We start from the raw sequence: 21,909 nt of genomic DNA on the forward strand, positions 1-21,909 counted from the left end.
CACCGCGTCTCAGCTGAAGAAACTTCTGAATGCGGCTATGGTGCGCTCGACGTCTGCTGCACTCACGTCGAGGTGGGTGACCAGGCGGATGCAGTCGCCGCCACCCAGCAGAATTCCCTGACGCCCCAGTTCCTCGCGCAGCTTGGCAGCGGTTCCCGCCGGAGGGGTGACGAAGAGGATGTTGGTGTTGGCGGGGCTGACGCTCAGGCCTTTGATTCTGGAAAGTCCGTCGGCCAAGGCTTGGGCGTTTTGGTGATCCTCGGCCAAACGCTCCACGTTGTGCTTCAAGGCGTAGATCCCTGCTGCGGCCAGGATGCCCGCCTGCCTCATGCCGCCGCCGGCCACCTTGCGCCAACGGTGTGCACGGTCGACGAAGGCGGCGCTGCCGCACAATACGGAGCCTACCGGTGCCCCCAACCCTTTGGAGAGGCAGACCGAGACGGTGTCGAAGTGTTTGGCGATTTCGGTGACCGCCACTCCCTGGTGCACGGCGGCGTTGAAGACGCGGGCGCCGTCCAGGTGCAGAGAAAGGCCGTGACTGCGGGCGCAGCGCTCGGCCTCGGCCAGGTAGGGAAGCGGCAGCACGCGGCCGCCCTGGGTGTTTTCCAGGCAGAGCAGCCGGGTCACAGCGTGATGGTGATCCGGGGACTTAACAGCGCGGGAAACCTTACCCAGATCGAGGCTGCCGTCGGGCTCGAAGTCGAGCGGTTGGGGCTGGATGCCGCCGAAGATGGCTCCGCCGCCACCCTCCCAGCGGTAGATGTGGGCCTCCTGGCCGGCGATGTACTCGTCGCCACGGCCGCAGTGGGTCAACAGCGAGAGAAGGTTACTCATGGTGCCGCTGGGGACGAACAGGGCGGCTTCCTTGCCGAGCATCTCTGCCGCCAGCTCCTGGAGCCGGTTAACCGTCGGGTCCTCGCCATAGACATCGTCGCCCACCTCGGCCTGGGCCATGACCTTGAGCATTTCCTGGGAGGGGCGGGTTACGGTATCGCTTCTCAGATCGATCTGTTTCATTGATCTCCTCGTGTGGCGGTTAGTTGTGTTGTGGGGACGGTGGTCCGGCGTCCGGCGGAAAGGACCTGCCGTGCAAGAAAAAAGGACCGGCGCCTCAGGTGCCGGTCCCTTCTATCGTTGCTGCGCGTGCCGCCGGGCGGTGCGCCTAAACAGCTGAAACCTCAACCCACCTTTCCAATACCGGAAGCGGGCGGAGTTGGCAACAAAAAAACCAGCAGGGATGAACAAGATGAAAGGGATAATGCCCAAGAGTTTTTGGTGTTATCCCCTTCATCCTGTTCATCCCTGTTGTCTTACCCGTTTTATCCCTGTTTCATCGCGAAACGACTCTCCCAGGGCCGGTCCGCGGGGGTCATGGTTACCCCATGGTCCGGGTTGGCCGAGAGATGGCGCAGGATGAGATAGACGGTCTCCACCTCCTCGGGGCGTGCCAGGGCGAGCGCGCATTCCTCGCAGGTGAAGGCGCGGCTGTTCTGGCTGCGCATAAGCTCCAGGATCTCGGCCTGCAGCTTGAGTACGGTTCCGGCCGCTTTCTTGCCCGCTTCCACACCGGGCTGGTGGTAGGCGTTCACGTTGATGAGCGTGGCGTAGAGCCCAACGGTCCGCTCATAGAGGGCAATGAGCACGCCCACCGTGAAGGGGTCCACCCCGGGGACCGTGATGGTGACCGACTCCCTGCCGCTTTCGTAGAGCGCGGTCCGCGTCCCCTGGAAAAAGCCGGAGAGGTAATCCCCCGTGGTGGCGCCCGGTTCGACCTGGCTGGAGGCACCGGGACGGTCCTTGAGGACTTCGATGAAGGTGGCAAAGAAGTTCGGTACACCTTCACGCAACTGCTGCACGTAGGCGTGTTGGTCGGTTGACCCCTTGTTGCCGTACACGGTGATCCCCTGCAGTACCACCTGGCCGTCCAGGTCCTTCTCTTTGCCCAGCGACTCCATGATGAGCTGCTGCAGGTAGCGAGAGAAGAGGAGCAGGCGGTCCTTGTAGGGGAGGATCACCATATCCTTGGCCCCTTTGCCTTGGGTGGCGTGGAACCAGGAAAGCGCCAAAAGGGCGGCGGGGTTCTCCTTGGTGGCGGTGCGGCGGGTGCTGACATCGCAGAGTCGGGCGCCTGCCAGCATCCGGTCCACGTCGATCCCCTGAAGGGCCGCAGGCAAAAGGCCCACTGCCGAGGTCACCGAGGTGCGCCCGCCGACCCAATCCCACATCGGGAAGCGCGCCAGCCACCTCTGCTGTGAGGCGGTCCGGTCCAGTTCGCTGTCGACGCCGGTCACGGCGACGGCATGGGCGGCGAAGTTGAGACCGGCCCTTTGAAAGGCAAGCTGCGCCTCCACCATGCCGTTGCGGGTTTCCTTGGTGCCGCCGCTTTTCGAGATGACCACCACCAGGGTCTGGGGAAGGGCGGGACCGATCTCCGCAATCACCCGATCCATACCGTCAGGATCGGTATTGTCGAAGAAAAATGGGCGCATCGGGTCCCCGGCGTTTCCCAGGCTGTCTGCCACGAACTGCGGCCCCAGCGCCGAACCACCGATGCCGACCACCAGAGAATGGGTGAACCGGCCGCCGTCGGGTGCCTTGATGTTCCCGGAGTGCACCGAGTGCGCAAAGGCCTTCACGGAGGCGAGGGTCCCGGTAATCTCCTCGGCCAACTCGGGAGTGGGGGCCAGTTCTGCTGCGCGCAGCCAGTAGTGCCCGACCATCCGGTTCTCATCGGGGTTGGCAATCGCTCCGCCTTCCAACTCGGCCATCTCGGCATACGCCTTCTGCAGCCTGGGCTCCATCTCCGCAAAGAAATCGGCGGGATAGTTCATACGGCTGGTATCGAGCACTAGGCCGGTTTCCGCATCCGCGTAGAGCCGGTCCTTGAAGCGCTCCCAAAGCTGCAACTTTTCCATGGTCTCCTCCGTGCCGCCAGTAGGTACTCGTATCTGGTGAATCCTTCTCATTAGATGTTAGCTGCTCCCCTGTCACCGTTACCGGCGGTCCGACACCTGCCACTACCAGGTTTTCCGCGAACTCAGCCTCGTGAAGGGGGCACTGTGTTCCTCATGTGCGTCGGGGCATGATAACACAGATTAGTTTTTGTTCAAGTGTCCGGGAGGCCCTGAGACGCTGTTCAAAGCCTGCTGAAGTTCATGAAATGCTTGCGCTGTATAAGTATTCGAAAATGCGCAGTAATTCCCGATATGTACCGATCCTGTGCACCTCGTGAACAAGTTTTGAAGCTGGTCCGGATTGCTGCCTGCGCCTTCGGTGTCAGTCAAAGGCTTGAATTATCAATAGCTTGCAAAAATAATGAAGAACGGCGACCGGCTGGTATGGCTGTTGTAATAGGGGAGAATGCGGCAAGCAAAAACGCTGGCAGCAATCCTCCACGAGGCTGCGCAATGATCACTGCGGCGAGTCCTCGGCCGGCAGAAATCTACCAGAACCAGAAGAGGAGGCGATCATGGGACACAGATGCAAGGATTCGAATCACCGGGCTGGTGCCTACCAGTACCGTGCGCTCGAGGTGGTACTGACCAAAAAGAGCCTCCCTGCTGATTACGGTGGACCAAGCGCCGTGCTGACCGTGGAAAACGACTGGGATACCTTGAGCTTCGTCAAGGAAAATATGGCCGATATAGCGGCGAATATGGTGAGGGTGAACGCTATGAGAGTGGACAACAATCCGCATGTGGAGGAGAGCGCAAGGCTCTTCGAGAGTAATCTGCAACCCCTTTTTACCCTGATCAGTGCCACCGCGACGGAGCACGTCATGGACAAACTCTCCATCTCCTTGCGAAAGGCGTTGCTCCTCATGGCCATGGATCGCTACAGCTGCGACAGCGAAAGCATCTGCCGCGCACTGGGGATCACCAGGATGAAACTGGAGAAGGAACTTAAACGGTGCGGTCTCTTGCAGCAGGAGCAAAAGGCGGCGTAACGGCAGGTTACCTGCAGGGTTGAGGTTGAGGTTGACCGGGTTTTCCGGCCGGGACCTCAACCTTAACCTCAACACACCTATTACTCGAGGTTTTCTCCTTCCCCCCTTGTCCCCACCTCACGTTGCGATTCCCATCCGCCGTTTTATGGTAGCGAAACATTCAGTCGCCCGACCCCTCCGGTTGACAGCGATGTCCCCCGTGACGAGTTGCGCGCTCGACCTTCTTTTTACGCGATCCCGGATTATGCCAGAGGCGTGCCGTAGACGTTCTACCTTGTCGAAATGCCTTGAATAATAAGGTGGGATTTGCTACAGTGCCCCGTCGATCCCGATTGATATATGGCTTCCCTACCCCGCCGGAAACACCGATACTACACGGTGTTGCTTCGGTGGGAGGTGCGCCTTTCTAAAGAACCGAGGCCTGTTATGGATGCAGCACTTGCCCTTATTGGGGAAGACCTGAAAAACGTAGAACTGCAGTTCAAAAAGGACCTGCAGTCGGATGTTCCCCTGATCCGCAAAGTGGGCGAGTACGTGCTTTCCAGCGGCGGCAAGCGAATCCGTCCGGCCCTGGTGCTTCTGGCTGCCAAGCTCTGCGGTTACCAGGGTGACAGAAGCGTCCCCCTGGCAAGCGTGGTCGAGTTCATCCACACGGCAACCCTGCTGCACGACGACGTCGTCGACAATGCGAACCTGCGCCGCGGTCTTGCCTCCGCCAACACCCTGTGGGGCAACGAGGCATCGGTGCTGGTCGGCGACTTCCTGTTCTCCAAGTCCTTCTCCCTCATGGTGCGTGACGGCGACCTGCGCATCCTGAAGGTCCTCGCCGACGCCACCACCATCATTGCCGAGGGGGAGGTGTTGCAGCTCGTGGTGACCAGCGATCTCGACATCACCGTGGAGCGCTTCATCGACGTGGTGCGCTGCAAGACCGCGATCCTCCTCTCGGCCGCCTGCGAAGTGGGCGCCATCCTGGGCGGCGCCGCGCTGGAACAGCAGTCCGCTCTCGCCGCTTACGGGATGGAGCTGGGGATCGCTTTCCAGTTGATGGACGACACCCTCGACTACACCGCCAGCGAAGAGCAGTTCGGCAAGAGCATCGGTCACGACCTCGAAGAGGGCAAGATCACCCTGCCGCTCATCCACACCCTGAAGAACTGCAGCGCCGACGAGCGCGAGGTCATCTCGAACGTCGTCGACAAGGAACTCCTCTCCGACGAAGATTTCGCCAAGGTCCTTGCCCTGGTGCAACGCTACGGGGGGATCGAACACACCATCGCGACCGCCCGCGACCATGTCGCCCAGTGCAAAAAGCACCTGGAGTGCTTCCCTGCGTCCGTGGCTCGCGAAGCGCTCGCCGAGCTCGCCGAATACGTGGTGACGCGCGTTAAATGACGAGCCGGCACCTCGTCATTTAACCGACCCTGTCAAAAAATCCCCACCAAAAACGCATCTTTAGCATTAGTGCTCTCACATTTTAAGTCTCTCGTTGAAGTTCTGTATTCAGTAACTTCAGGGCTGTCGCCTATTTCCCCCGTCTCGTCAGAAAATGCCACGTTTGCAGCTCTCGCTGGCGTGTTTTTTGCTGCCGTGTAAACGGATGTTTTCTAATGATTGTTGGCCGGGGGGGGACGTGGACGAAGAGATGCTGCTGCACTCGTCTGAGTTGGAGTTGAATGGAGAAACATTCCAGATCAACGTTTTCTGCAGTACTGCCGGGCGTTACTTCGCAAAGACCTGCCTGAGCGAAAGCGACGTCATCATCACCGATGGCCCTTCGGTACCGGAAACTTTGAAGAAGCATGAAGGGTTGCTCCCCTTGGCTCTGGGGACCCGAGAGCTTACCCAAAGCTATCTCGGTTATTGCCGGAGAACCAAACCCAAGCGCTAAGTCGGACCGAGAAGTTCGGTCCACCCGTTGCTCCTGCCCTGCCGCCACGGCAGGTTGGCCTCGCTCGCTCTGACGTACTCCGAGCGGGGCTCATTTTTTTTCGCCCCGCACGAACCCGCCCCAGAACCTCCTGCCGCCACGTTGGGACGCTCAGCTCCCGAGAATGACTCACCGAAAGGTCCCGATTCATTATAAAAGAGGTTGCCCTGATCCCAGTAATCGGTTAAAAATTGATCTGGATCTGTAGCGGAACCACTTTCTCCAATGAGACCGGACCCCCATGACCGCCAGAATTCTCATCATCGACGATGACAGCTCGCTGCGCCGCGTGCTGGAGTACAACCTGCAGCAGGAAGGGTACGAGGTATTTGCCGCGGCTGACGGTGAAAGCGGCCTGAGGCTCTTCGAGGAACGTGCGCCGGCCCTGGTGATCACCGACCTGAAGATGCCGGGGATGACGGGATTCCAGCTTCTCTCCGCCGTGAAGGAGCGCTCGCCGGGCACCGTGGTCATCGTGCTCACCGCCTTCGGCGCCATAGATACCGCCGTCGAGGCCATGAAGCTTGGCGCCTTCGACTATCTCACCAAACCGTTCAACCGTGACGAGCTGAAACTCACCGTACAAAAGGCCCTGCAGCTGCGGGGGCTCTCCGAGGAAAACCGCCTGCTCAAGGAGGAGCTTTCCGGACGGGCTGAGTTCAAGAGCATCGTCGGCACCTCGCGTGCCATGGACGGAGTCTTCTCGGTGGTGCGCAAGGTGGCCGATACCGAGGCTACCGTCCTCATTACCGGGGAATCCGGGACCGGCAAGGAGTTGGTGGCGCGCGCCATCCATTCCGGAAGCTCGCGCCGCAGCGGACCCTTCATCGCGGTGAACTGCGCGGCGATCCCGCGCGACCTCCTGGAAAGCGAACTGTTCGGCCACGTAAAAGGCGCCTTCACCGGTGCGATCCGGGACAAGGACGGCAAGTTCCAGCTGGCCGACGGCGGGACCATCTTCCTGGACGAGGTGGGTGACCTGCCGCTCGAGCTGCAGCCCAAGCTGTTGCGGGTTCTGCAGGAGCGGGTACTCGAGCCGGTCGGGGGCACCAGCGTGAACCGGATCGATGTCCGGGTGGTGGCCGCCACCAATGCCGATCTCGAGAAGGCAATCGGTGAGGGACGCTTCCGCGACGACCTCTACTACCGGCTCTCGGTGATTCCCCTGCGGCTCCCCCCCTTGCGCGAGCGGGTGGAGGACATCCCGCTTCTGGTGCGTTACTTCTGCGGCAAGTTCGGCGGCAGTTCGGTGACCTTCAGCAAGCAGGCGCTGGAACTGCTCAAGCAGTACCCCTGGCCGGGCAACGTGCGCGAACTGGAAAATACCGTGGAGCGCCTGCTCATCATGCGGGAAGGGGACGAGATCGGAGTGGAGGAGCTTCCGGAGAAGTTTTCTGCCTCGGGTGAAAAGTCGGAAGGCGGGGTGCTGCGCCTGCCGCCGGGGGGGTATTCGCTGGAGCTGCTGGAGCGGGAGGTGGTACTCGAGGCGCTGAACCGGTGCGACTGGAACCAGACTGCCGCGGCGCGCTTCCTGCGCATTCCGCGCCACACCCTGATTTACAGGATGGAAAAATACCACATCACACAGCCGGGGAGGAAGTAGATGAAGGGACGCATCGTGGTACTCATGCTGTTGGCGCTCAGCCTCGCCTTCGGGTGCACCAAGCGCCAGGAGGTCGCCGCCGAAGGAAAGCCGGCTCCCGATTTCACCCTGAAGGACCTGTCGGGCAACCCGGTCCAACTCTCCTCGTTGAAAGGGAAGGTGGTCTTGGTCAACTTCTGGGCCACCTGGTGCCCCCCCTGCCGGGAAGAGATCCCCTCGATGGCGCGCATGACCCAGGCCATGCAGGGCAAGCCCTTCCAGCTCCTGGCCATCTCGGTCGACGAGGGTGGCAAGAAGGCGGTGGTAGATTTCTTCCAGAAAAGCGGCAACGTGCTCCCGGCCCTGCTGGATACCGATGGTGCCGTCTCCAGGCTCTACGGTACTACCGGGGTCCCCGAGACCTTCGTGGTCAACCCCAAGGGGGTCGTGGTCAAGAAGGTGGTAGGAGCCATGGACTGGAGCGACCCGCAGGTTCTGGCGGCGCTGGACCAACTGGCTAAGGAAAAATAGACCCTGCGCTGTCTGCCGCAGCCGGTCGGAGGAATAGGTATGGAAAGCACCAACATCACCCTGGTGGGCGCCTTTGTCGCGGGCCTTTTGTCGTTTCTGTCGCCCTGCGTCCTGCCGCTCATTCCCTCCTATATCACCTACATCACGGGGCTTTCTTTTGCCGACCTGCAGGCCGAGCATCCCAGTCACCAGGTGCGTCGGCAGACCATCATCCATTCCCTGCTCTTCATCGCCGGGTTCACCTGCGTGTTCGTCCTCTTGGGGGCCTCCGCGAGCTTCCTGGGCGATTTCCTGCACGAACACAAGACGGCGATCCGGCGCGTGGGCGGCATCCTGATCATCGTCTTCGGTATCCATGTCTCGGGGCTCTTCGACATCGGGATGCTCCTGGGTGAAAAGAAGCTGACCCTGCACCGCAAGCCTGCCGGCTACCTCGGGAGTTTCATCGTCGGGGTGGTGTTTGCCGCCGGCTGGACCCCCTGTATCGGCCCGATCCTCGCCACCATCCTGGCCGTGGCGGCCACCGAGGGACGCGGCGTACTGTTGCTGCTGACCTACTCGATGGGACTCGCCATCCCGTTTTTCCTCGCCGCACTCGCCATGCACCAGTTCCTGGTCTTCTTCAGGCGCTTCAAGCGGCACATCCGCCTCTTCGAGATCTTCACCGGGATTTTGATGGTCGTGGTGGGTGTGCTCATCTACTTCAACTACCTCACCATTTTGAGCCGGTACCTGAGCGGAATCTTCGGAGAGTAGCCAGGGGAAGAGTCCTCGAGTGGTTGAGCGGTCGAGTGGGTGATAAAACGGAAAAACCGTTGTTCGCTACCGAGCGGGGTGTTTGCAACCCGACGCGGAGCGAACAACGGTTTTTTTGTAGCCGAGCTGCCAGCGCCTGCTACACGGCCTCCTCGAGTACCACCAGGTAGCCGTCCGGGTCGAAGCACCAAAGCTCCCGGGTGCCGTAGGGTTTCAGCTCCGGGGGGTAGAGCACCTCGAGTTCCTCCTCGAGAAGTTCCTGGTAGATATCCTCGATCCCCTCGACTTCGAAGTGCAGGGTCATCCCCACCCCCACCGGGAAGGCCTGCAAACGGGCCCCCAGGATGGGGTGACGCCGGGAGACCTCTTCCTGCTCCACAAAGATGATCTTCGCCTCCCCCACCGAAAGCAGCAGATGTTCGGGCGCCCCGAACGAGGTCAGTGCCCGCTGTACCGGCAGGTCCAGGATGCCTCCGTAAAAGGCCTCGGTGGTGTCGAGATCGGCAACCGAGAGCTGGATGGACCGCAGAATCCCTGCCACGAACCCCCCGTTCTTCCTGCGTTCTCCCCCCAAGCTGTTCACGCGGGACAACCGGCCTGCGCTGCACGGCTCATTCCCCGTCAGGTCCTACTACCCGACGCCGTTTCCGTTGCCCCGGCGCCACTCGGCCAGGTGACGCTGGTCCCCTTCTCTCCCGGCCCCACTCACGGCGCGCTGATGGTGTAGAGGTTACTCTCTTCGCCGTTCTGGTTTACCACCTGGAGCCGGATGTCCTTCGGGGAAGGGTCGTAGGGGTGGCGCTGGTAGACGATCTGGTTGCACCCCCGGTAGACCAGGTTGTCGCGGTCGCCCACCGCAGGGCCGCGGGTCCCGACCCGGGTGCCGTCGGCGACCAGGACCGAGTTCTGCAGGAAGTTCCTCCCCGTGATCACCAGCTCGTAATAGCTTACGAAATCGCTCCCTACCGCTACCCCGAGGATCTCGGGGCGCGAGTCGAGAAAGAGCGCAAGCGTCCCGGAGAGCGCCTCGGGCGGGTTGAGTACCTGCACCTGGTGCAGGCCCGGGGCGAGTTGCGGTGCCATGAAGGAGAGGGCGTTGCCGGAGATGACCCGGGTTCCGACCGCGGCACCATCCAAAAGGATCTTGCTGTTGGGCTGGAAGTTGGTGCCGCTCAGCACCACCTCGCGCTCCCGCCCCGACGCGCAGATCGTGACGGTTTCCGGGAGCAGGTTCGAGGCCACGGGTTTCACCGGCTGCAGGTTGAAGTTGTAGGCGCGGCTCGTGGCGTTGTCTTCGCGCTTCAGGTAGAGGGCGTAGACGCCGGCAGGGAGTTCGGGGAGTACCACGCTCAGTACCTTCGGTCCGAGTACCGTGGTGGGAAGCTCCTGGGTGCCGAGCCAGGCCGCGGTGCCGGTGGTGAACCCGGTGCCGCTGAGGGTGACGGCGGTGCCCGGTTCGCCTTGCGCGGGGATGATGCTCAAAACGGTGAGTGGCGGGAGCTTCGCCTCTGAGGTCGCCCCCCCTTTACGGGGGGGGGCAGCGCCGGGAGGACCCTGCGCGAAGCAGGTAGCCGCAAAGAAGAGGCAAATCATGAGGATGCTGATCGAAAAACGGTTCACGGCGCTCCCTCCCTGTGGTGGCCCTGCCAACGGAACCTGCCGTAACTGCACCGGTTTCAGCGAGGAGGTCGAATGCCGCTCTTGGACTGAGCCAGATCCCCTCACAGGCTTAATTAGATCATTTGCCCTCGGGTTGTCAACGATCCAGGGTGAGCGAGAGCCAGGCGCCGATCAGGAGGAAGATGAAGTTGGTGGCCCAGGCTGCCACCATCGGGGGGAGTAGCCCGACCTGGCCGAAGGAGATGATCACCGAGTTGACGATCACGTAGAGAAAACCGATCCCCAGGGATAGGCCGATCCCCATGGCGATGCCGCTGGTGCGCCCCCCCCTGAGGGCGAACGGGATGCCGAGGAAGGACATGATGGCGCAGCCGAAGGGGAGCGAGAAGCGGCTGTGCATTTGCGCCAGGTAGCGGGTCGGGTCGTAGCCGCCGGCCCTGAGTTTGTCGCAGTAGCGCCTGAGCTCAATGATGGTCATGCTGTCCGAGTACTTGCCGAGCACCTTCAGGTCGTCGGGTTTCAGCTTGAGCGGTACCTTGAGGGTCGGGAAACGGCGGGTCTGCGCCACCTCGCCCCCCTGGAAGTCGCGCACCTGGGCGTTTATCAGGGTCCAGCCGCTGGCGCCGAGCACGCCGGAGTCCGCGTCGGTGCGCTGCACCGGCTCGCCGCCGTCCTTGAGCTGCCAGAGCGTCACCCCCTTGAGGGACTGGCTGGCGGGATCGAAGAGGCTCGCCCTGAGGATGAGCCCCTCCTCGCGGTGCCAGATGTTGTGCTGGCGGAAGTACATGCTCGGGCCCTTCTTCTCGATGAGCACCTCCTGGATGTAGGTCCGTTCGGCATAGCTCCGGGGGAGCACCAGCTCGCCCAGGAACAGGCTCAAAACGCTCACCAGAAAGGCGATGCACAGGATCGGGGCGGTGATGCGCCACAGGCTCACCCCGCAGCTGCGCATGGCGGTGAGCTCGCTGTTCATCGAGAGGGTTCCCAGGGTGAGCAGGGTGGCCATCAGTACGGCCAAGGGGGCTGCCTGGCTCACGATCTCCGGGGTCTTCGCCACGAAGAACGCGGCGATGTGGTACCAGTGGGCGCCATGCCGGGTGAAGCGGGCGATCTTCTCCATGAAGTCGACCACCAGGTAGATGGCGATGAAGGCACCCAGGCAGAGTCCGAGCATCTTCAGGTAGGCCTGGGCCACGTAGCGGGTGAGGATCCTCATCGCGCCCCCTTCCTGGCGAAGCGTGCCTTGATGAGGGCGCTCAGCCGGGCGTAGCTCTCGGTGAAGGGGAGTGGTTGCTCGCTGGCGGTCTTGTGGAACAGGTAGGCCCCCAGGAGCAAAAAGAGCAGGTTGGGCGCCCAGCAGGCGGCGACCGGCGCCAACAGCTGGCGCTCACCCAGGGCCTTGAAGGCGGAGAGGGCGACGTAGTAGAGCAGGAGCACACCGATGCTCAGGGAGAAGCCGGCGGCCTTGCCGGAGCGGCGGTTCTGGATCCCCAGCGGCATGGCGAGCAGGGTGAAGACGATGCAGGCAAAGGGGAGCGCGAGGCGGCTGTGGTACTCGAGCTGCATCGAGAGGAGCTCCTTCGGCTTGTAGCGTCCCGCCGGCGGGCGGATCAGCTCGTCGAGGGTCATCTCCTCTTCGCTCTTGTTCTGGTTCCCCCCCGGCTTGGCCAGCGAGACCCTGAGGTTGTACTCGTGGAAGTCCACCATACGGTAGTTGCCGGCCTCGGTGGAGCGGTGGATGCTGCCGTCGTTCAGGTGGAACTCGATGGCGTGGGCCTGGGGATCGGTCAACAGGGCGCCCGATTTGGCGAAGATGGTCGCGGGCTCCTTCGGGTCGCGCTCGTCGTGAATCACGATCCCGCTCATGGTCTGTCCCTTCTGCATGAAGATGTCGGCGTAGATCACCATGCCGGGAAAGGCGTCGTTGAAGACCTTTTCCTTGATGACCACCCCGGCGCTGGCCTGGGCCACGTTGATGACCAGCTTCTTGAAGGAGCTGTTGCCCCAGGGGACGGCGTAGACGGTGACCCACAGGCAGGCGGCGCAGGCGAACAGGGAGAAGATCATGGGAGGCGGCAGCATCCCGTAGAGGCTGATGCCGCAGCTTTTCATTGCGGTGATCTCGCTGTCGCCGGAGAGCCGGCCGAAGGCGAGCAGGATGGCGAGCAGGAGCGCCATGGGGATCGTGAAGAGCCAGAAGGAGGGGAGCAGGTAGATGACCATCCAGAGCACGTCGGAGAAGGGAACCCCTTTTTCCACCACCATCTCGGCGAGCTTGAGGAACCTCCCCATCAGGAGCACGAAGGTGAACGTGAACATCCCGACCAGGAAGGGGGGTGGTATCTCCTTGAAAATATACGTGTTCAGGGTCTTTCTCATGAATCCAGGATGATACATGAGATGGCGGGGGAAGTAAAGGAGAGAGGCAGGGGGAGAGGCAGGGACTGGGGACTGGGGACTAGGGGCTAGGGACTAGGGACTAGGGACTAGGGAAAGGCTAAAGACGGGAAACGGCACCAGGGATGAGGGGCTTTCCGGGCTAGTACAGCTTCTGGATGCGGGAGCGTGAGGCTTGTGGCTCTTCGGCTGGAGACGAGACTGGAGGCGAGAGGTTTCCCCCTGGTCCCCAGCCCCCAGTCCCTAGCCCCTGTTATTGTAGCCCCTGCCTTTACGCCGCCTCGTCGGTGGCCAGGTCGGAACTCTGGAAGATCTTGTCCAGGTCCAGGATCATCATGAAGCCGCCGTTGTGCTTGCCCATCCCGACGATGAACTCCATGTTGAGCCTGGTGCCGATCCTGGGTGCCGGCTCGACCTGCTCGGGCTCGAGGTCGATCACCTCCTGCACGGCGTCGGCCAGGACGCCGACCACCACCTGGTCGTCCTCAATGGTAAGCTCCACTACGATGACGCAGCTGTTCACGGTCTGCTCGGTGGCGCTCATGCCGAACTTGAGCCTCAGGTCCATGACCGGAACCACGCTGCCGCGCAGGTTGATCACGCCGCGCATGAAGGAGGGGGTCCTCGGCACCTTGGTCACCGTGGTGAAGTCGAGAATCTCCCGCACCTCCGCCACGTCCAGCGCGAAGGTCTCCTCGCCGAGCCGGAAGGTCAGGTACTGGGTGCTTGCCACTGCGATTTCTGCTCCGCTCATGTCGTGCTCCTTTTTAAAAGGATGGGGGTTGAGGCCGAAGGCGGTCCAAGGCACCTCTCGACCTCAACCGTTTCTCCTGCCTTGTCAGTACTTTTCGAATGCCGAGTCCTGGCCGTCGCTCTCCTCCAGGCTGAAGGCGTGACCCGCGACCGCCTGTTTCTTCACGGGGGGGGAAACCTGGACGTGCTGGGGAGTGGCCACCCGTTTCGCCTCGGCACGCTGACGGGCCACCGGCTTGGCGGCAGCGGCACTTTCCTTCACCTTGAAGAAGGCGATGGTGGTCTGCAACTGCTCGGCCTGGCTGGAGAGTTCTTCTGCCGTCGAAGACATCTCTTCGGCAGCTCCGGCATTTTGTTGAATGACTTGATCGAGCTGCTGAATTGCCTTGTTGATCTGGCTCGATCCGGTGTCCTGCTCTTTGGAGGCCGCGCTGATCTCCTGGACCAGTTCGGCGGTCTTCTGGATATCCGGCACCAGTTGGGCGAGCATCTCGCCCGCTTTCTCAGCCACGTCGACACTGGATACCGAGAGCTCGCTGATCTCGCCGGCGGCCGCTTGGCTCCTCTCGGCGAGTTTTCTCACCTCGCTTGCCACCACGGCGAACCCTTTGCCGTGCTCGCCGGCGCGGGCCGCCTCGATGGCGGCATTGAGGGCCAGCATGTTGGTCTGGCGCGCGATCTCCTCGATGATGTTGATCTTGCCGGCGATCTCCTTCATGGCGTTGACTGTCTGGGCCACAGCCTTGCCCCCCTCGAGGGCGTCCGAGGCGCTCTTCACCGCGATCTTCTCGGTCTGTAGCGCGTTGTCGGCGTTCTGGCGGATGTTGGCCGACATCTCCTCCATGGAAGACGAGGCCTCTTCGGCGGAGGCCGCCTGCTCGCTCGCCCCCTGTGAAAGGCTCTCGGCTCCGGAGGAAAGCTCCATGCTCCCTTGCGCCACGTTGTCGGCGGCGCTCTTCACCTCGCTCACCACCTCGGAAAGCTGTTTCACCATGGCAGCCAGCGCTTTCATCAGCTCGTCCTTCTCGGAGCGCTCCTTGATATCCAAAAGGAGGTTCCCACCGGCGATCTCCTGGGCGGCCTTGGTGATGGTCTCCATGGCGGCGATCAGCACATTCAGGTTGTTCTTGAGCTCGTTGAAATCCCCCTGGTACTGCTCGACGATGCGCGGCGGGACATCCCCCTTGGAGATGCGATCCACGTACTGGGCGGCCACGTTCAGGGGACCGATTACTGCGTCGAGGGTGTCGTTGACGCCGGCGACGATCTTCTGGAAATCCCCCTGGTGGCGCTTGGCGTCGGCGCGGGTGGCGAGCTTGCCGGCGATAGCTGCCTCGGCCAGCATGTTGGCGTCCTGCACCAGCGCGTTCACGTTGTCGATGCAGTTGTTGAGGTTCACCTTCACCTCGTTGAAATCGCCGTTATAGGTATCGGTGATCTTGGGCGGGATGTCCCCCTTCGAGATGCGATCCACATACTCTGCGGTGACGTTCAATGGGCCGATGACGGCGTCTAGTGTTTCGTTGATGCCGGTGATGACGCCGCGGAACTCGAAGTTGATCTTGTCCGCTTCGCCGCGGGTCCCCAGTTTGCCGGCGACCGCGGCCTCGGTGAGTCGGCGGCACTCCTCGAGAAGCGACTTGAGGATGCTGCCGATATTACGGGAGAGGAACAGGCCGACACCGATGCCGAAGAGGATGCTCCCGACGATGAGCGCGATCATGAAACTGCGGCTGTCGTTGTACATTTGGGTGGTGTCGTCGGAGATCTTCTTGGAGTTCCCCTCCTTCATCTTACTCAGATCGGTCAACAGGTCATCCACCACGTTGACCTTCTCGCGCCCCTCGGATTCTGAAAGCTGTACCGAGGCCCTGTTCTGGGCGAGCTGCTCGCTCAGGGCGAGGGTCACCATCCGCTTGTGAACATCAAGGTACTCCTGCCAGGCCTTGTCCAGCTTGGCAAGATTCTGCTTGCCGCGCTCCGAGGTGAACAGCGGGCGGGACTTGGCGAGGTTGTCCTGGTACAACTTCTCGTACTCGCCAATCCGCTTCTGGTAGAGGTCCCGGTCGGTCTTGCTGGAGGAGAGCATCAGGTTCTTGGTGGCTCGGTCGAGGTAGATCAGGTCGATGTTGGCCTCCTTGATGTAGGAAAGCCCCAGGAGCTCGCGCTGGTACATCTGGTCGGCCAGATCGTTGATCTTACCCATGTTCTTGATGCCGATGAAGCCGACCAGCGCGGTCAGCGCGGCCAGGATCATAAACGAAGCCAGGAGCTTCTTGCTGATGGTGAGGCTGTTGAGCAGGTTCATAGTCTTCCTCGTGTTGGAGTTGATAGTGTCGCTACTAGAGCAGTGGCAGAAACAGGTTCGCTACGGGTTGCCGGAATCTCGTTGCTTGTGACGCTGGTCTCCTCCTGTTCGTGAGCGTAACCCGGGCCCGACGGGCCACCGCAACCGACAGTGCATCGTTAAAAACAGTCGGCACAAGGTTCATTAACCGGTTTCGGAACAGCGTATACTTTCTAAAGTCCGTAAATATCCGTTTTTTATGTGGTTATTGACCGGACGCTGGCGTAGGAATTTGTAAGGATTGGGGGGGTGCGGATGCTGCTTGCCTGGGACTTGGAGCGGGATTGGCGTGTGAAAGGGACGAGGGGGGAATTGACGGGTGCCGCGCTACCCAATGGCGGGGGCCAGAAACGAGTGCGCAGGAGCGCGACGGGACCGGAGGGGTCGGCTGTCGCCTAGCCCCCGGTCCCTGGTTGTTGATTCCTGCTTTGGTTACGCGGCCGACTGCTCTACTTCGAGGTCGGAGCCCTGGAAGATCTTGTCGATGTCGAGAATCATCATGAACGTGCCGTTGTGCTTGCCCATCCCGAGGATGAACTCCATGTTGAGCTTGGTGCCGATCTTCGGCGCCGGCTCGATCTGCTCGGGCTCGAGGTCGATCACCTCCTGCACCGCGTCGGCCAGGACGCCGATCACCACCTGGTCCCCTTCGAGCTCGAGCTCGACCACGATGATGCAGCTGTTCACGGTCTGCTCGGTGGCGCTCATGCCGAATTTGAGCCTCAGGTCCATGACCGGGACGACACTGCCGCGCAGGTTGATCACGCCGCGCATGAAGGGAGGCGTCCTCGGCACCTTGGTCACCGTGGTGAAGTCGAGGATCTCCCTCACTTCGGCCACGTCCAGGGCGAAGATCTCGTCACCGAGTTTAAAGGTGAGGTATTGGGTGCTTGCAGCTGCCGATTCTGTTGTGCTCATGTCCCGCTCCTTGGTTAAGGGTTAAGTGGAGGTTAAGGCCGGTACGGGGAACGTGAGCCCTGACCTTAACCTCAACCGGGTTCCTAGTATTTTTCGAAGGCGTCGTCCTTGAAGTCGACGTCATCCAGCGCAAGGGCATGCCCGCCTACCGCCTGCTTTCTGGCAACCGGCTCGGGGTGTGCCAGGTGCTGCACGACGGGCTTCGCGATCCGTCTGGACTTGACCGGAGCGGATTTCGCGGACGAGGCGCCTTCCTTGACCTTGAAGAAGGCGATGGTCGACTGCAGCTGCTCGGCCTGGCTCGAGAGTTCTTCTGCCGTCGAAGACATCTCTTCGGCAGCTCCGGCATTTTGTTGAATAACTTGATCGAGCTGCTGGATCGCCTTGTTGATCTGGCTTGCGCCGGTGTCCTGTTCCTTGGAGGCCGCACTGATCTCCTGGACCAGTTCGGCGGTCTTCTGGATGTCCGGCACCAACTGGGCCAGCATCTCGCCCGCCCGCTCGGCCACGTCTACGCTGGAGACCGACAGCTTGCTGATCTCGCCCGCTGCCGCCTGGCTTCTCTCGGCGAGTTTGCGCACCTCGCTCGCCACCACCGCGAACCCCTTGCCGTGCTCGCCGGCACGGGCCGCCTCGATGGCGGCGTTCAGGGCGAGCATGTTGGTCTGGCGCGCGATCTCCTCGATGATGTTGATCTTGCCGGCGATCTCCTTCATGGCGTGCACCGTCTGGGCGACCGCCTTGCCCCCTTCGATGGCGTCGGAGGCGCTCTTCACCGCGATCTTCTCGGTCTGCATCGCGTTGTCGGCGTTCTGGCGGATGTTGGAGGACATCTCCTCCATGGACGAGGAGGCTTCCTCGGCGGCAGCCGCCTGCTCGCTGGCACCCTGCGACATGTTCTCGGCACCGGAAGAGAGCTCCATGCTCCCCTGTGCCACGTTGTCGGCCGCACCCTTCACCTCGCTCACCACCTCGGAGAGCTGGCTCACCATGGCGGCGAGGGCCTTCATCAGCTCGTCCTTCTCGGAGCGCTCCTTGATGTCCACCAGGAGGTTGCCGCCGGCGATCTCCTGGGCGGCCTTGGTGACGGACTCCATGGCGGCGATCAGCACGTTCAGGTTGGTCTTGATGATGTTGTACTGCCCCTTGTACTCGGCGGTGATGGTCGGCGGGAGGTCCCCCTTGGAGATGCGGTCCACGTAGTCGGCGGTCACCATGAGCGGGTTGACGATGTTGCTGACCGTGTCGTTGACCCCGGCCACCAGCTTGTTCCAGCCACCGACGAAGAGCTCGGCGTCGGCACGCTGGTCCAGTTGGCCGTCGGCCGCCGCACGGATCAGGATGTCGGTCTGTGCCAAGAGGTCGTTCATCATCTTGACCATGTTGTTCAGGTTGTTCTTGATGACGTTGTACTGCCCCTTGTACTCGGTAGTGATGGTGGGGGGGATGACCCCCTTGGCGACTTGGTCCACATAGTCGGCGGTGACCATGAGCGGGTTGACGATGTTGCTGACCGTGTCGTTCACGCCGGCCACCAGCTTGTTCCAGCCGCCGACGAAGAGTGCTGCGTTGGCACGCTGGTCCAGCTGGCCGTCAGCAGCTGCGACGATGATCTTGTCGGTTTCCGCCAGCAGATCGTTCATCATCTTGACCATGTTGTTCAGGTTGTTCTTGATGACGTTGTACTGCCCCTTGTAATCGGTGGTGATGGTCGGCGGGATGCTCCCCTTGGCGATCTGATCGACGTAGTCGGCGGTGACCATGAGTGGGTTGACGATGTTGCTGACCGTGTCGTTGACCCCGGCCACCAGTTTGTTCCAGCCGCCGACAAAGAGGGCGGCATTGGCGCGCTCGTCAAGCTGCCCGTCGGCGGCAGCCTTGATGATCTTGTCGGTTTCCGCCAGCAGGTCGTTCATCATCTTGACCGTGTTGTTCAGGTTGTTCTTGATGACGTTGTACTGCCCCTTGTAATCGGTAGTGATGGTCGGCGGGATGATCCCTTTGGAGATCTGGTCGACGTAGTCGGCGGTCACCATGAGCGGGTTGACGATGTTGCTGACCGTGTCGTTGACGCCGGAAACCAGCTTGTGCCAGCCGCCTACGAACTGGCTTGCGTCGGCGCGGCGATCCAGATCCCCGTCCGCCGCCGCCTGGATGAGTACGAGGAGCTGGGACTCGAAGCTCTTGATGTTCTGGCGCAGGGCCTCGATGGTGTTGTTGATGAACACCTTCTTGCCGGGGAACTGCTCCAGTTCGGCGTCGAAGTTCCCCTTGCCGAACTCGGCGATGCAGGCCATCGCCTTCTTCTTCACCGCGATGTGGCCGTTCACCATGGTGTTCACCCCTTGTGCCATGGTGCGGTAGGCCCCCTGGTACTTCTCGACCGGCATGATCACGTCGATGTCGCCCAGGTCGTGCTGGCGGGACATCTCGTTCATGTCCGAGAGCAGGTTATTAAGGGTGTCGATGCAGTTGTTGAGGTTCAGCTTCACCTCGTTGAAGTCGCCGTTGTAATTGTCGGTGATGCGCGGAGGGATGTCCCCCTTGGAGATGCGGTCGACGTACTCGGCGGTGACGTTCAGCGGGCCGATCACGGCGTCCAGCGTGTCGTTCACGCCGGTGACGATCTTGCGGAAATCCCCCTGGTGGCGGCTTGCGTCAGCGCGGGTGGCGAGTTTCCCCTCCACGGCGGCCTCGGAGAGCAGGTTTGCGTCGGCGATCAGGGCGTTGATGTTGTCGATGCAGTTGTTGAGGTTGAGCTTCACCTCGTTGAAATCGCCGTTGTAGCTGTCGGTGATCTTGGGCGGCATGTCACCTTTGGATATGCGGTCGACGTACTCGGCGGTGACGTTCAAGGGGCCGATGACGGCGTCGAGAGTCTCGTTGACGCCGGAGACGATCTTCTGGAAGTCCCCCTGGTGGCGGCTTGCGTCGGCACGGGTGGCGAGCTGGCCGGCGATGGCGGCATTGGAAAGGAGCGTCGCGTCGGCGACGAGCCCCTGGATCGCCTGCACCATCTTCTGCATGGACTGCTGCAGGAGCCCGGTTTCGTCTGAAGAACTGGAGTCGAGCACCACATTGGTGTCGCCGGCGGCGATCTTGTTGGCCGCAGTGATGCACGCCTCAACCGGCTTGATGATGGAGCGGGTGATCAGGTAGGCGATGGCGACACCCAGGAGCAGCGCGATCACGGCCAGGGCGATGATGATGTTCTTGGTAGTGGTTGCCGAGGCGTCGGCCTCTTTGCCCGCCTGCTCCACCAGCTTGTCCTGGAACTGGCTCAGCTTGTCCAGCGAGGCGAGGTAGGCGTTTTGCTTGGCCCGGTTATCGCCCAGCAGGAAGTTGCGGGCCTCGCCGAACTTCCCTTCCTTGACCAGGACGAGGTAACGGTCGGTGGAGTCACGGTAGCTGGCCCTGAGCGTCTTGGACTCTTCGAGGAGCTTCTTGCCTGCCTCGCTGGTGATCATCTTGGAGAGCTTATCCATCCGCTCACCGGCGATCTTGCGCTGCTCGACGATCCGCTCCACCTCTTTTCCGACACTGGCGGGGCTGGTGTCCAAAAGGATGTTCCGGGTGGCGCGGGCCGTGATGTTGGTGGCATCGACGGCGTCGTTCACCAGGACCGCTTTGGGGAACTTGTCGGTGGCCATCTGGTTGATCTCGTGGTCCAGGCTGTTCACCCTGATGATGCTGAAGACCGACATGACGCAAAGAAGCGTCAACAACAGTCCGAAGCCAACCCCAAGCCGTACTCCAATTCTCAGATTCTTCATACGTCCCTCCCTGTTAGTGGTGCAGGTGCCGTGATATGTGGTGTCTGAAGAGGTGCAGCCGAGCCGCTCAACCGCTCGATTTGCTCAAGTGCCTGGGCGATCTGTTCCTGTGCCTGCTCGAGCACCGGGGCATCGTGCCCGGAATAGATGCTCTGTACCCTTTTGCCCGCCAGCCGGCGCAGTCCCTCCAGAAAACCTGGTGGGAACCGGTCCAGTGGCGGCCGGAAACGGAACTGGGTATCCCCGCAAAAAAGAGCCCCGTTCGACGGTGCGAACAGGCAGATCGAATCCGAGGAGTGCCCCGGCAGGTGGATCACCTCGAGGAGGTCGTCGCCCGCCTTCAGGAACTGGCCGTCCCGGATGATCTCGTCCACCCCGTGACCGGCACTGAAGGCTATGACCCGGGACCCGTAGCGCTCCTTGACGGCGGCAGCGCCTCCCATGTGGTCGAAGTGGTTGTGGGTGAGGATGACCTGTTCCACCTTGACCTTGCCGAACCCGGTAGAGAGGCGCTCGATCTGGTCCAGGACAAAGTCGTCGCTTCCGGGATCGATGAGCGTGTTCAGGTCACCGATGCGGTTCCAGTCCCCCAGGATCAGGTAGGCGTTGCAGCTGTAGGTCCGCTCGCTCTTGCGCAGGGGGATGATCTGCATCTATGAGTCTCCGACCTTCTTGTACAGCTGGGCGTCGGGAACCACCTGGGTGAACAGGTGCGCCACCTCGGCGGGTAGCTTCTGGGTGTTCTCGGTGGCCAGGTAGCCGCCGGGCGCCAGTGCCTGGTGGAACATCTTGAAGACCTCGACCCGTTCGGGGTACTGGAAGTGGAGCATGACGTTCTTGCAGACGATGAGGCAGTAGTCCGAGCCGATCGGCTTCAGGGAGAGCAGGTCGTGGTACTGGAAGGTGATCCTGCTGCGCAAAAGTTCCACCGCCCGCAGGTGCCCCTCCCGCTCGGTCGTCTCGAAGTATTTGTCCAAAAGCTCCGCCGGCGTGCGCTGCAACTCTTCCCTCGGGTAAACCGCCGCCCGCACCACGTCGCCGAAGTTGTTGGCGCTGTCGTAGTCGGTGGCATCGATTCTCAGGTTGCGATACCCGTACGGGTTCATACGTTGGGCGAAGATCATGGCGATGGTGTAGGTCTCCTGCCCCAAGGCGCACCCGGCATCCCAGATCTTGATCCGGCTGCGGCCGCTGGCGTACTGGATCATGTGCTGCGCGGCGTACTCGAGTGTGGGTTGGTCGCGCATGAAAAAGGTGAAGGCCATCGTCTTCGGCTCCCTACAAATGACGTTATTTAATGTAAGTTTCGGCAGATTGTTCCGTCGGCTGTAGAGCGATTCTTGCTGAAAATTTCGT

General features: G+C 61.6%; 18 protein-coding genes. 6 read left to right on the forward strand and 12 right to left on the reverse strand.

Annotated features, from left to right (window positions below):
• Positions 1–9: 9 nt before the first annotated feature.
• Both ltaE and H7688_RS18790 read right to left on the reverse strand, forming a co-directional pair.
• The gene (gene ltaE / locus H7688_RS18785; RefSeq protein ID WP_183362749.1) at positions 10–1,017 is read right to left on the reverse strand and encodes a low-specificity L-threonine aldolase; all 1,008 of its coding nucleotides are present in this window, start codon (positions 1,015–1,017) and stop codon (positions 10–12) included.
• A gap of 302 nt (positions 1,018–1,319) precedes the next feature.
• Entirely contained in the window at positions 1,320–2,915 is a 1,596-nt protein-coding gene (locus tag H7688_RS18790; RefSeq protein WP_183362750.1) for a glucose-6-phosphate isomerase, read from the reverse strand.
• A gap of 554 nt (positions 2,916–3,469) precedes the next feature.
• Here H7688_RS18790 and H7688_RS18795 point away from each other — a divergent pair.
• The 6 genes from H7688_RS18795 to H7688_RS18820 all read left to right on the forward strand — a co-directional run bounded on the left by H7688_RS18795 (position 3,470) and on the right by H7688_RS18820 (position 8,745).
• A complete protein-coding gene (locus H7688_RS18795) occupies positions 3,470–3,946 on the forward strand; it encodes a hypothetical protein (protein ID WP_183362751.1) in 477 nt (158 codons plus the stop codon).
• Between the two features lie 426 nt (positions 3,947–4,372).
• Entirely contained in the window at positions 4,373–5,341 is a 969-nt protein-coding gene (locus tag H7688_RS18800) for a polyprenyl synthetase family protein (RefSeq protein ID WP_183362752.1), read from the forward strand.
• A 238-nt stretch (positions 5,342–5,579) separates the two neighbouring features.
• Entirely contained in the window at positions 5,580–5,837 is a 258-nt protein-coding gene (locus H7688_RS18805; protein WP_246329882.1) for a hypothetical protein, read from the forward strand.
• Between the two features lie 280 nt (positions 5,838–6,117).
• Positions 6,118–7,479, forward strand: a complete 1,362-nt coding sequence (locus tag H7688_RS18810) for a sigma-54-dependent transcriptional regulator (protein WP_183362753.1) — start codon at positions 6,118–6,120, stop codon at positions 7,477–7,479.
• Entirely contained in the window at positions 7,480–7,989 is a 510-nt protein-coding gene (locus H7688_RS18815; protein WP_183362754.1) for a TlpA disulfide reductase family protein, read from the forward strand.
• A gap of 39 nt (positions 7,990–8,028) precedes the next feature.
• Entirely contained in the window at positions 8,029–8,745 is a 717-nt protein-coding gene (locus H7688_RS18820) for a cytochrome c biogenesis CcdA family protein (protein WP_183362755.1), read from the forward strand.
• A gap of 139 nt (positions 8,746–8,884) precedes the next feature.
• Here the strand turns inward: H7688_RS18820 and H7688_RS18825 are convergent, their stop codons facing one another.
• From H7688_RS18825 to H7688_RS18870, 10 genes are all read right to left on the reverse strand, one after another.
• Positions 8,885–9,286, reverse strand: a complete 402-nt coding sequence (locus tag H7688_RS18825) for a VOC family protein (protein WP_183362756.1) — start codon at positions 9,284–9,286, stop codon at positions 8,885–8,887.
• Between the two features lie 164 nt (positions 9,287–9,450).
• On the reverse strand, positions 9,451–10,365 hold the full coding sequence (locus H7688_RS18830; protein ID WP_246329883.1) for a choice-of-anchor Z repeating domain-containing protein: 915 nt from the start codon (positions 10,363–10,365) through the stop codon (positions 9,451–9,453).
• A 136-nt stretch (positions 10,366–10,501) separates the two neighbouring features.
• Positions 10,502–11,581, reverse strand: a complete 1,080-nt coding sequence (gene lptG, locus H7688_RS18835; protein WP_183362757.1) for an LPS export ABC transporter permease LptG — start codon at positions 11,579–11,581, stop codon at positions 10,502–10,504.
• The gene (gene lptF / locus H7688_RS18840; RefSeq protein ID WP_183362758.1) at positions 11,578–12,744 is read right to left on the reverse strand and encodes an LPS export ABC transporter permease LptF; all 1,167 of its coding nucleotides are present in this window, start codon (positions 12,742–12,744) and stop codon (positions 11,578–11,580) included. Before lptF ends, lptG begins: the two co-directional genes overlap by 4 nt.
• Before the next feature lie 289 nt (positions 12,745–13,033).
• Positions 13,034–13,516, reverse strand: a complete 483-nt coding sequence (locus tag H7688_RS18845; RefSeq protein ID WP_183362759.1) for a chemotaxis protein CheW — start codon at positions 13,514–13,516, stop codon at positions 13,034–13,036.
• A gap of 84 nt (positions 13,517–13,600) precedes the next feature.
• On the reverse strand, positions 13,601–15,823 hold the full coding sequence (locus H7688_RS18850) for a HAMP domain-containing methyl-accepting chemotaxis protein (RefSeq protein ID WP_246329884.1): 2,223 nt from the start codon (positions 15,821–15,823) through the stop codon (positions 13,601–13,603).
• Positions 15,824–16,294: 471 nt separating this feature from the next.
• A complete protein-coding gene (locus H7688_RS18855) occupies positions 16,295–16,780 on the reverse strand; it encodes a chemotaxis protein CheW (RefSeq protein ID WP_183362760.1) in 486 nt (161 codons plus the stop codon).
• A gap of 83 nt (positions 16,781–16,863) precedes the next feature.
• Positions 16,864–20,553, reverse strand: a complete 3,690-nt coding sequence (locus H7688_RS22950) for a methyl-accepting chemotaxis protein (RefSeq protein WP_183362761.1) — start codon at positions 20,551–20,553, stop codon at positions 16,864–16,866.
• Complete coding sequence (locus tag H7688_RS18865) at positions 20,550–21,206, reverse strand: MBL fold metallo-hydrolase (protein WP_183362762.1); 657 nt, start codon at positions 21,204–21,206, stop codon at positions 20,550–20,552. Before H7688_RS18865 ends, H7688_RS22950 begins: the two co-directional genes overlap by 4 nt.
• Complete coding sequence (locus H7688_RS18870) at positions 21,207–21,818, reverse strand: CheR family methyltransferase (RefSeq protein WP_183362764.1); 612 nt, start codon at positions 21,816–21,818, stop codon at positions 21,207–21,209.
• Between the last annotated feature and the right edge of the window lie 91 nt (positions 21,819–21,909).

The sequence above is a fragment of the Geomonas limicola genome, assembly GCF_014193675.1.
Taxonomy (GTDB): Bacteria; Desulfobacterota; Desulfuromonadia; order Geobacterales; family Geobacteraceae; genus Geomonas; species Geomonas limicola.

Coding starts and splice junctions, on each gene's coding strand:
- ltaE (WP_183362749.1), bottom strand. CDS start 1,017: ATGAAACAGATCGATCTGAGAAGCGATACCGTAACCCGCCCCTCCCAG.
- H7688_RS18790 (WP_183362750.1), bottom strand. CDS start 2,915: ATGGAAAAGTTGCAGCTTTGGGAGCGCTTCAAGGACCGGCTCTACGCG.
- H7688_RS18795 (WP_183362751.1), top strand. CDS start 3,470: ATGGGACACAGATGCAAGGATTCGAATCACCGGGCTGGTGCCTACCAG.
- H7688_RS18800 (WP_183362752.1), top strand. CDS start 4,373: ATGGATGCAGCACTTGCCCTTATTGGGGAAGACCTGAAAAACGTAGAA.
- H7688_RS18810 (WP_183362753.1), top strand. CDS start 6,118: ATGACCGCCAGAATTCTCATCATCGACGATGACAGCTCGCTGCGCCGC.
- H7688_RS18815 (WP_183362754.1), top strand. CDS start 7,480: ATGAAGGGACGCATCGTGGTACTCATGCTGTTGGCGCTCAGCCTCGCC.
- H7688_RS18820 (WP_183362755.1), top strand. CDS start 8,029: ATGGAAAGCACCAACATCACCCTGGTGGGCGCCTTTGTCGCGGGCCTT.
- lptG (WP_183362757.1), bottom strand. CDS start 11,581: ATGAGGATCCTCACCCGCTACGTGGCCCAGGCCTACCTGAAGATGCTC.
- lptF (WP_183362758.1), bottom strand. CDS start 12,744: ATGAGAAAGACCCTGAACACGTATATTTTCAAGGAGATACCACCCCCC.
- H7688_RS18845 (WP_183362759.1), bottom strand. CDS start 13,516: ATGAGCGGAGCAGAAATCGCAGTGGCAAGCACCCAGTACCTGACCTTC.
- H7688_RS18850 (WP_246329884.1), bottom strand. CDS start 15,823: ATGAACCTGCTCAACAGCCTCACCATCAGCAAGAAGCTCCTGGCTTCG.
- H7688_RS18855 (WP_183362760.1), bottom strand. CDS start 16,780: ATGAGCACAACAGAATCGGCAGCTGCAAGCACCCAATACCTCACCTTT.
- H7688_RS22950 (WP_183362761.1), bottom strand. CDS start 20,553: ATGAAGAATCTGAGAATTGGAGTACGGCTTGGGGTTGGCTTCGGACTG.
- H7688_RS18865 (WP_183362762.1), bottom strand. CDS start 21,206: ATGCAGATCATCCCCCTGCGCAAGAGCGAGCGGACCTACAGCTGCAAC.
- H7688_RS18870 (WP_183362764.1), bottom strand. CDS start 21,818: ATGGCCTTCACCTTTTTCATGCGCGACCAACCCACACTCGAGTACGCC.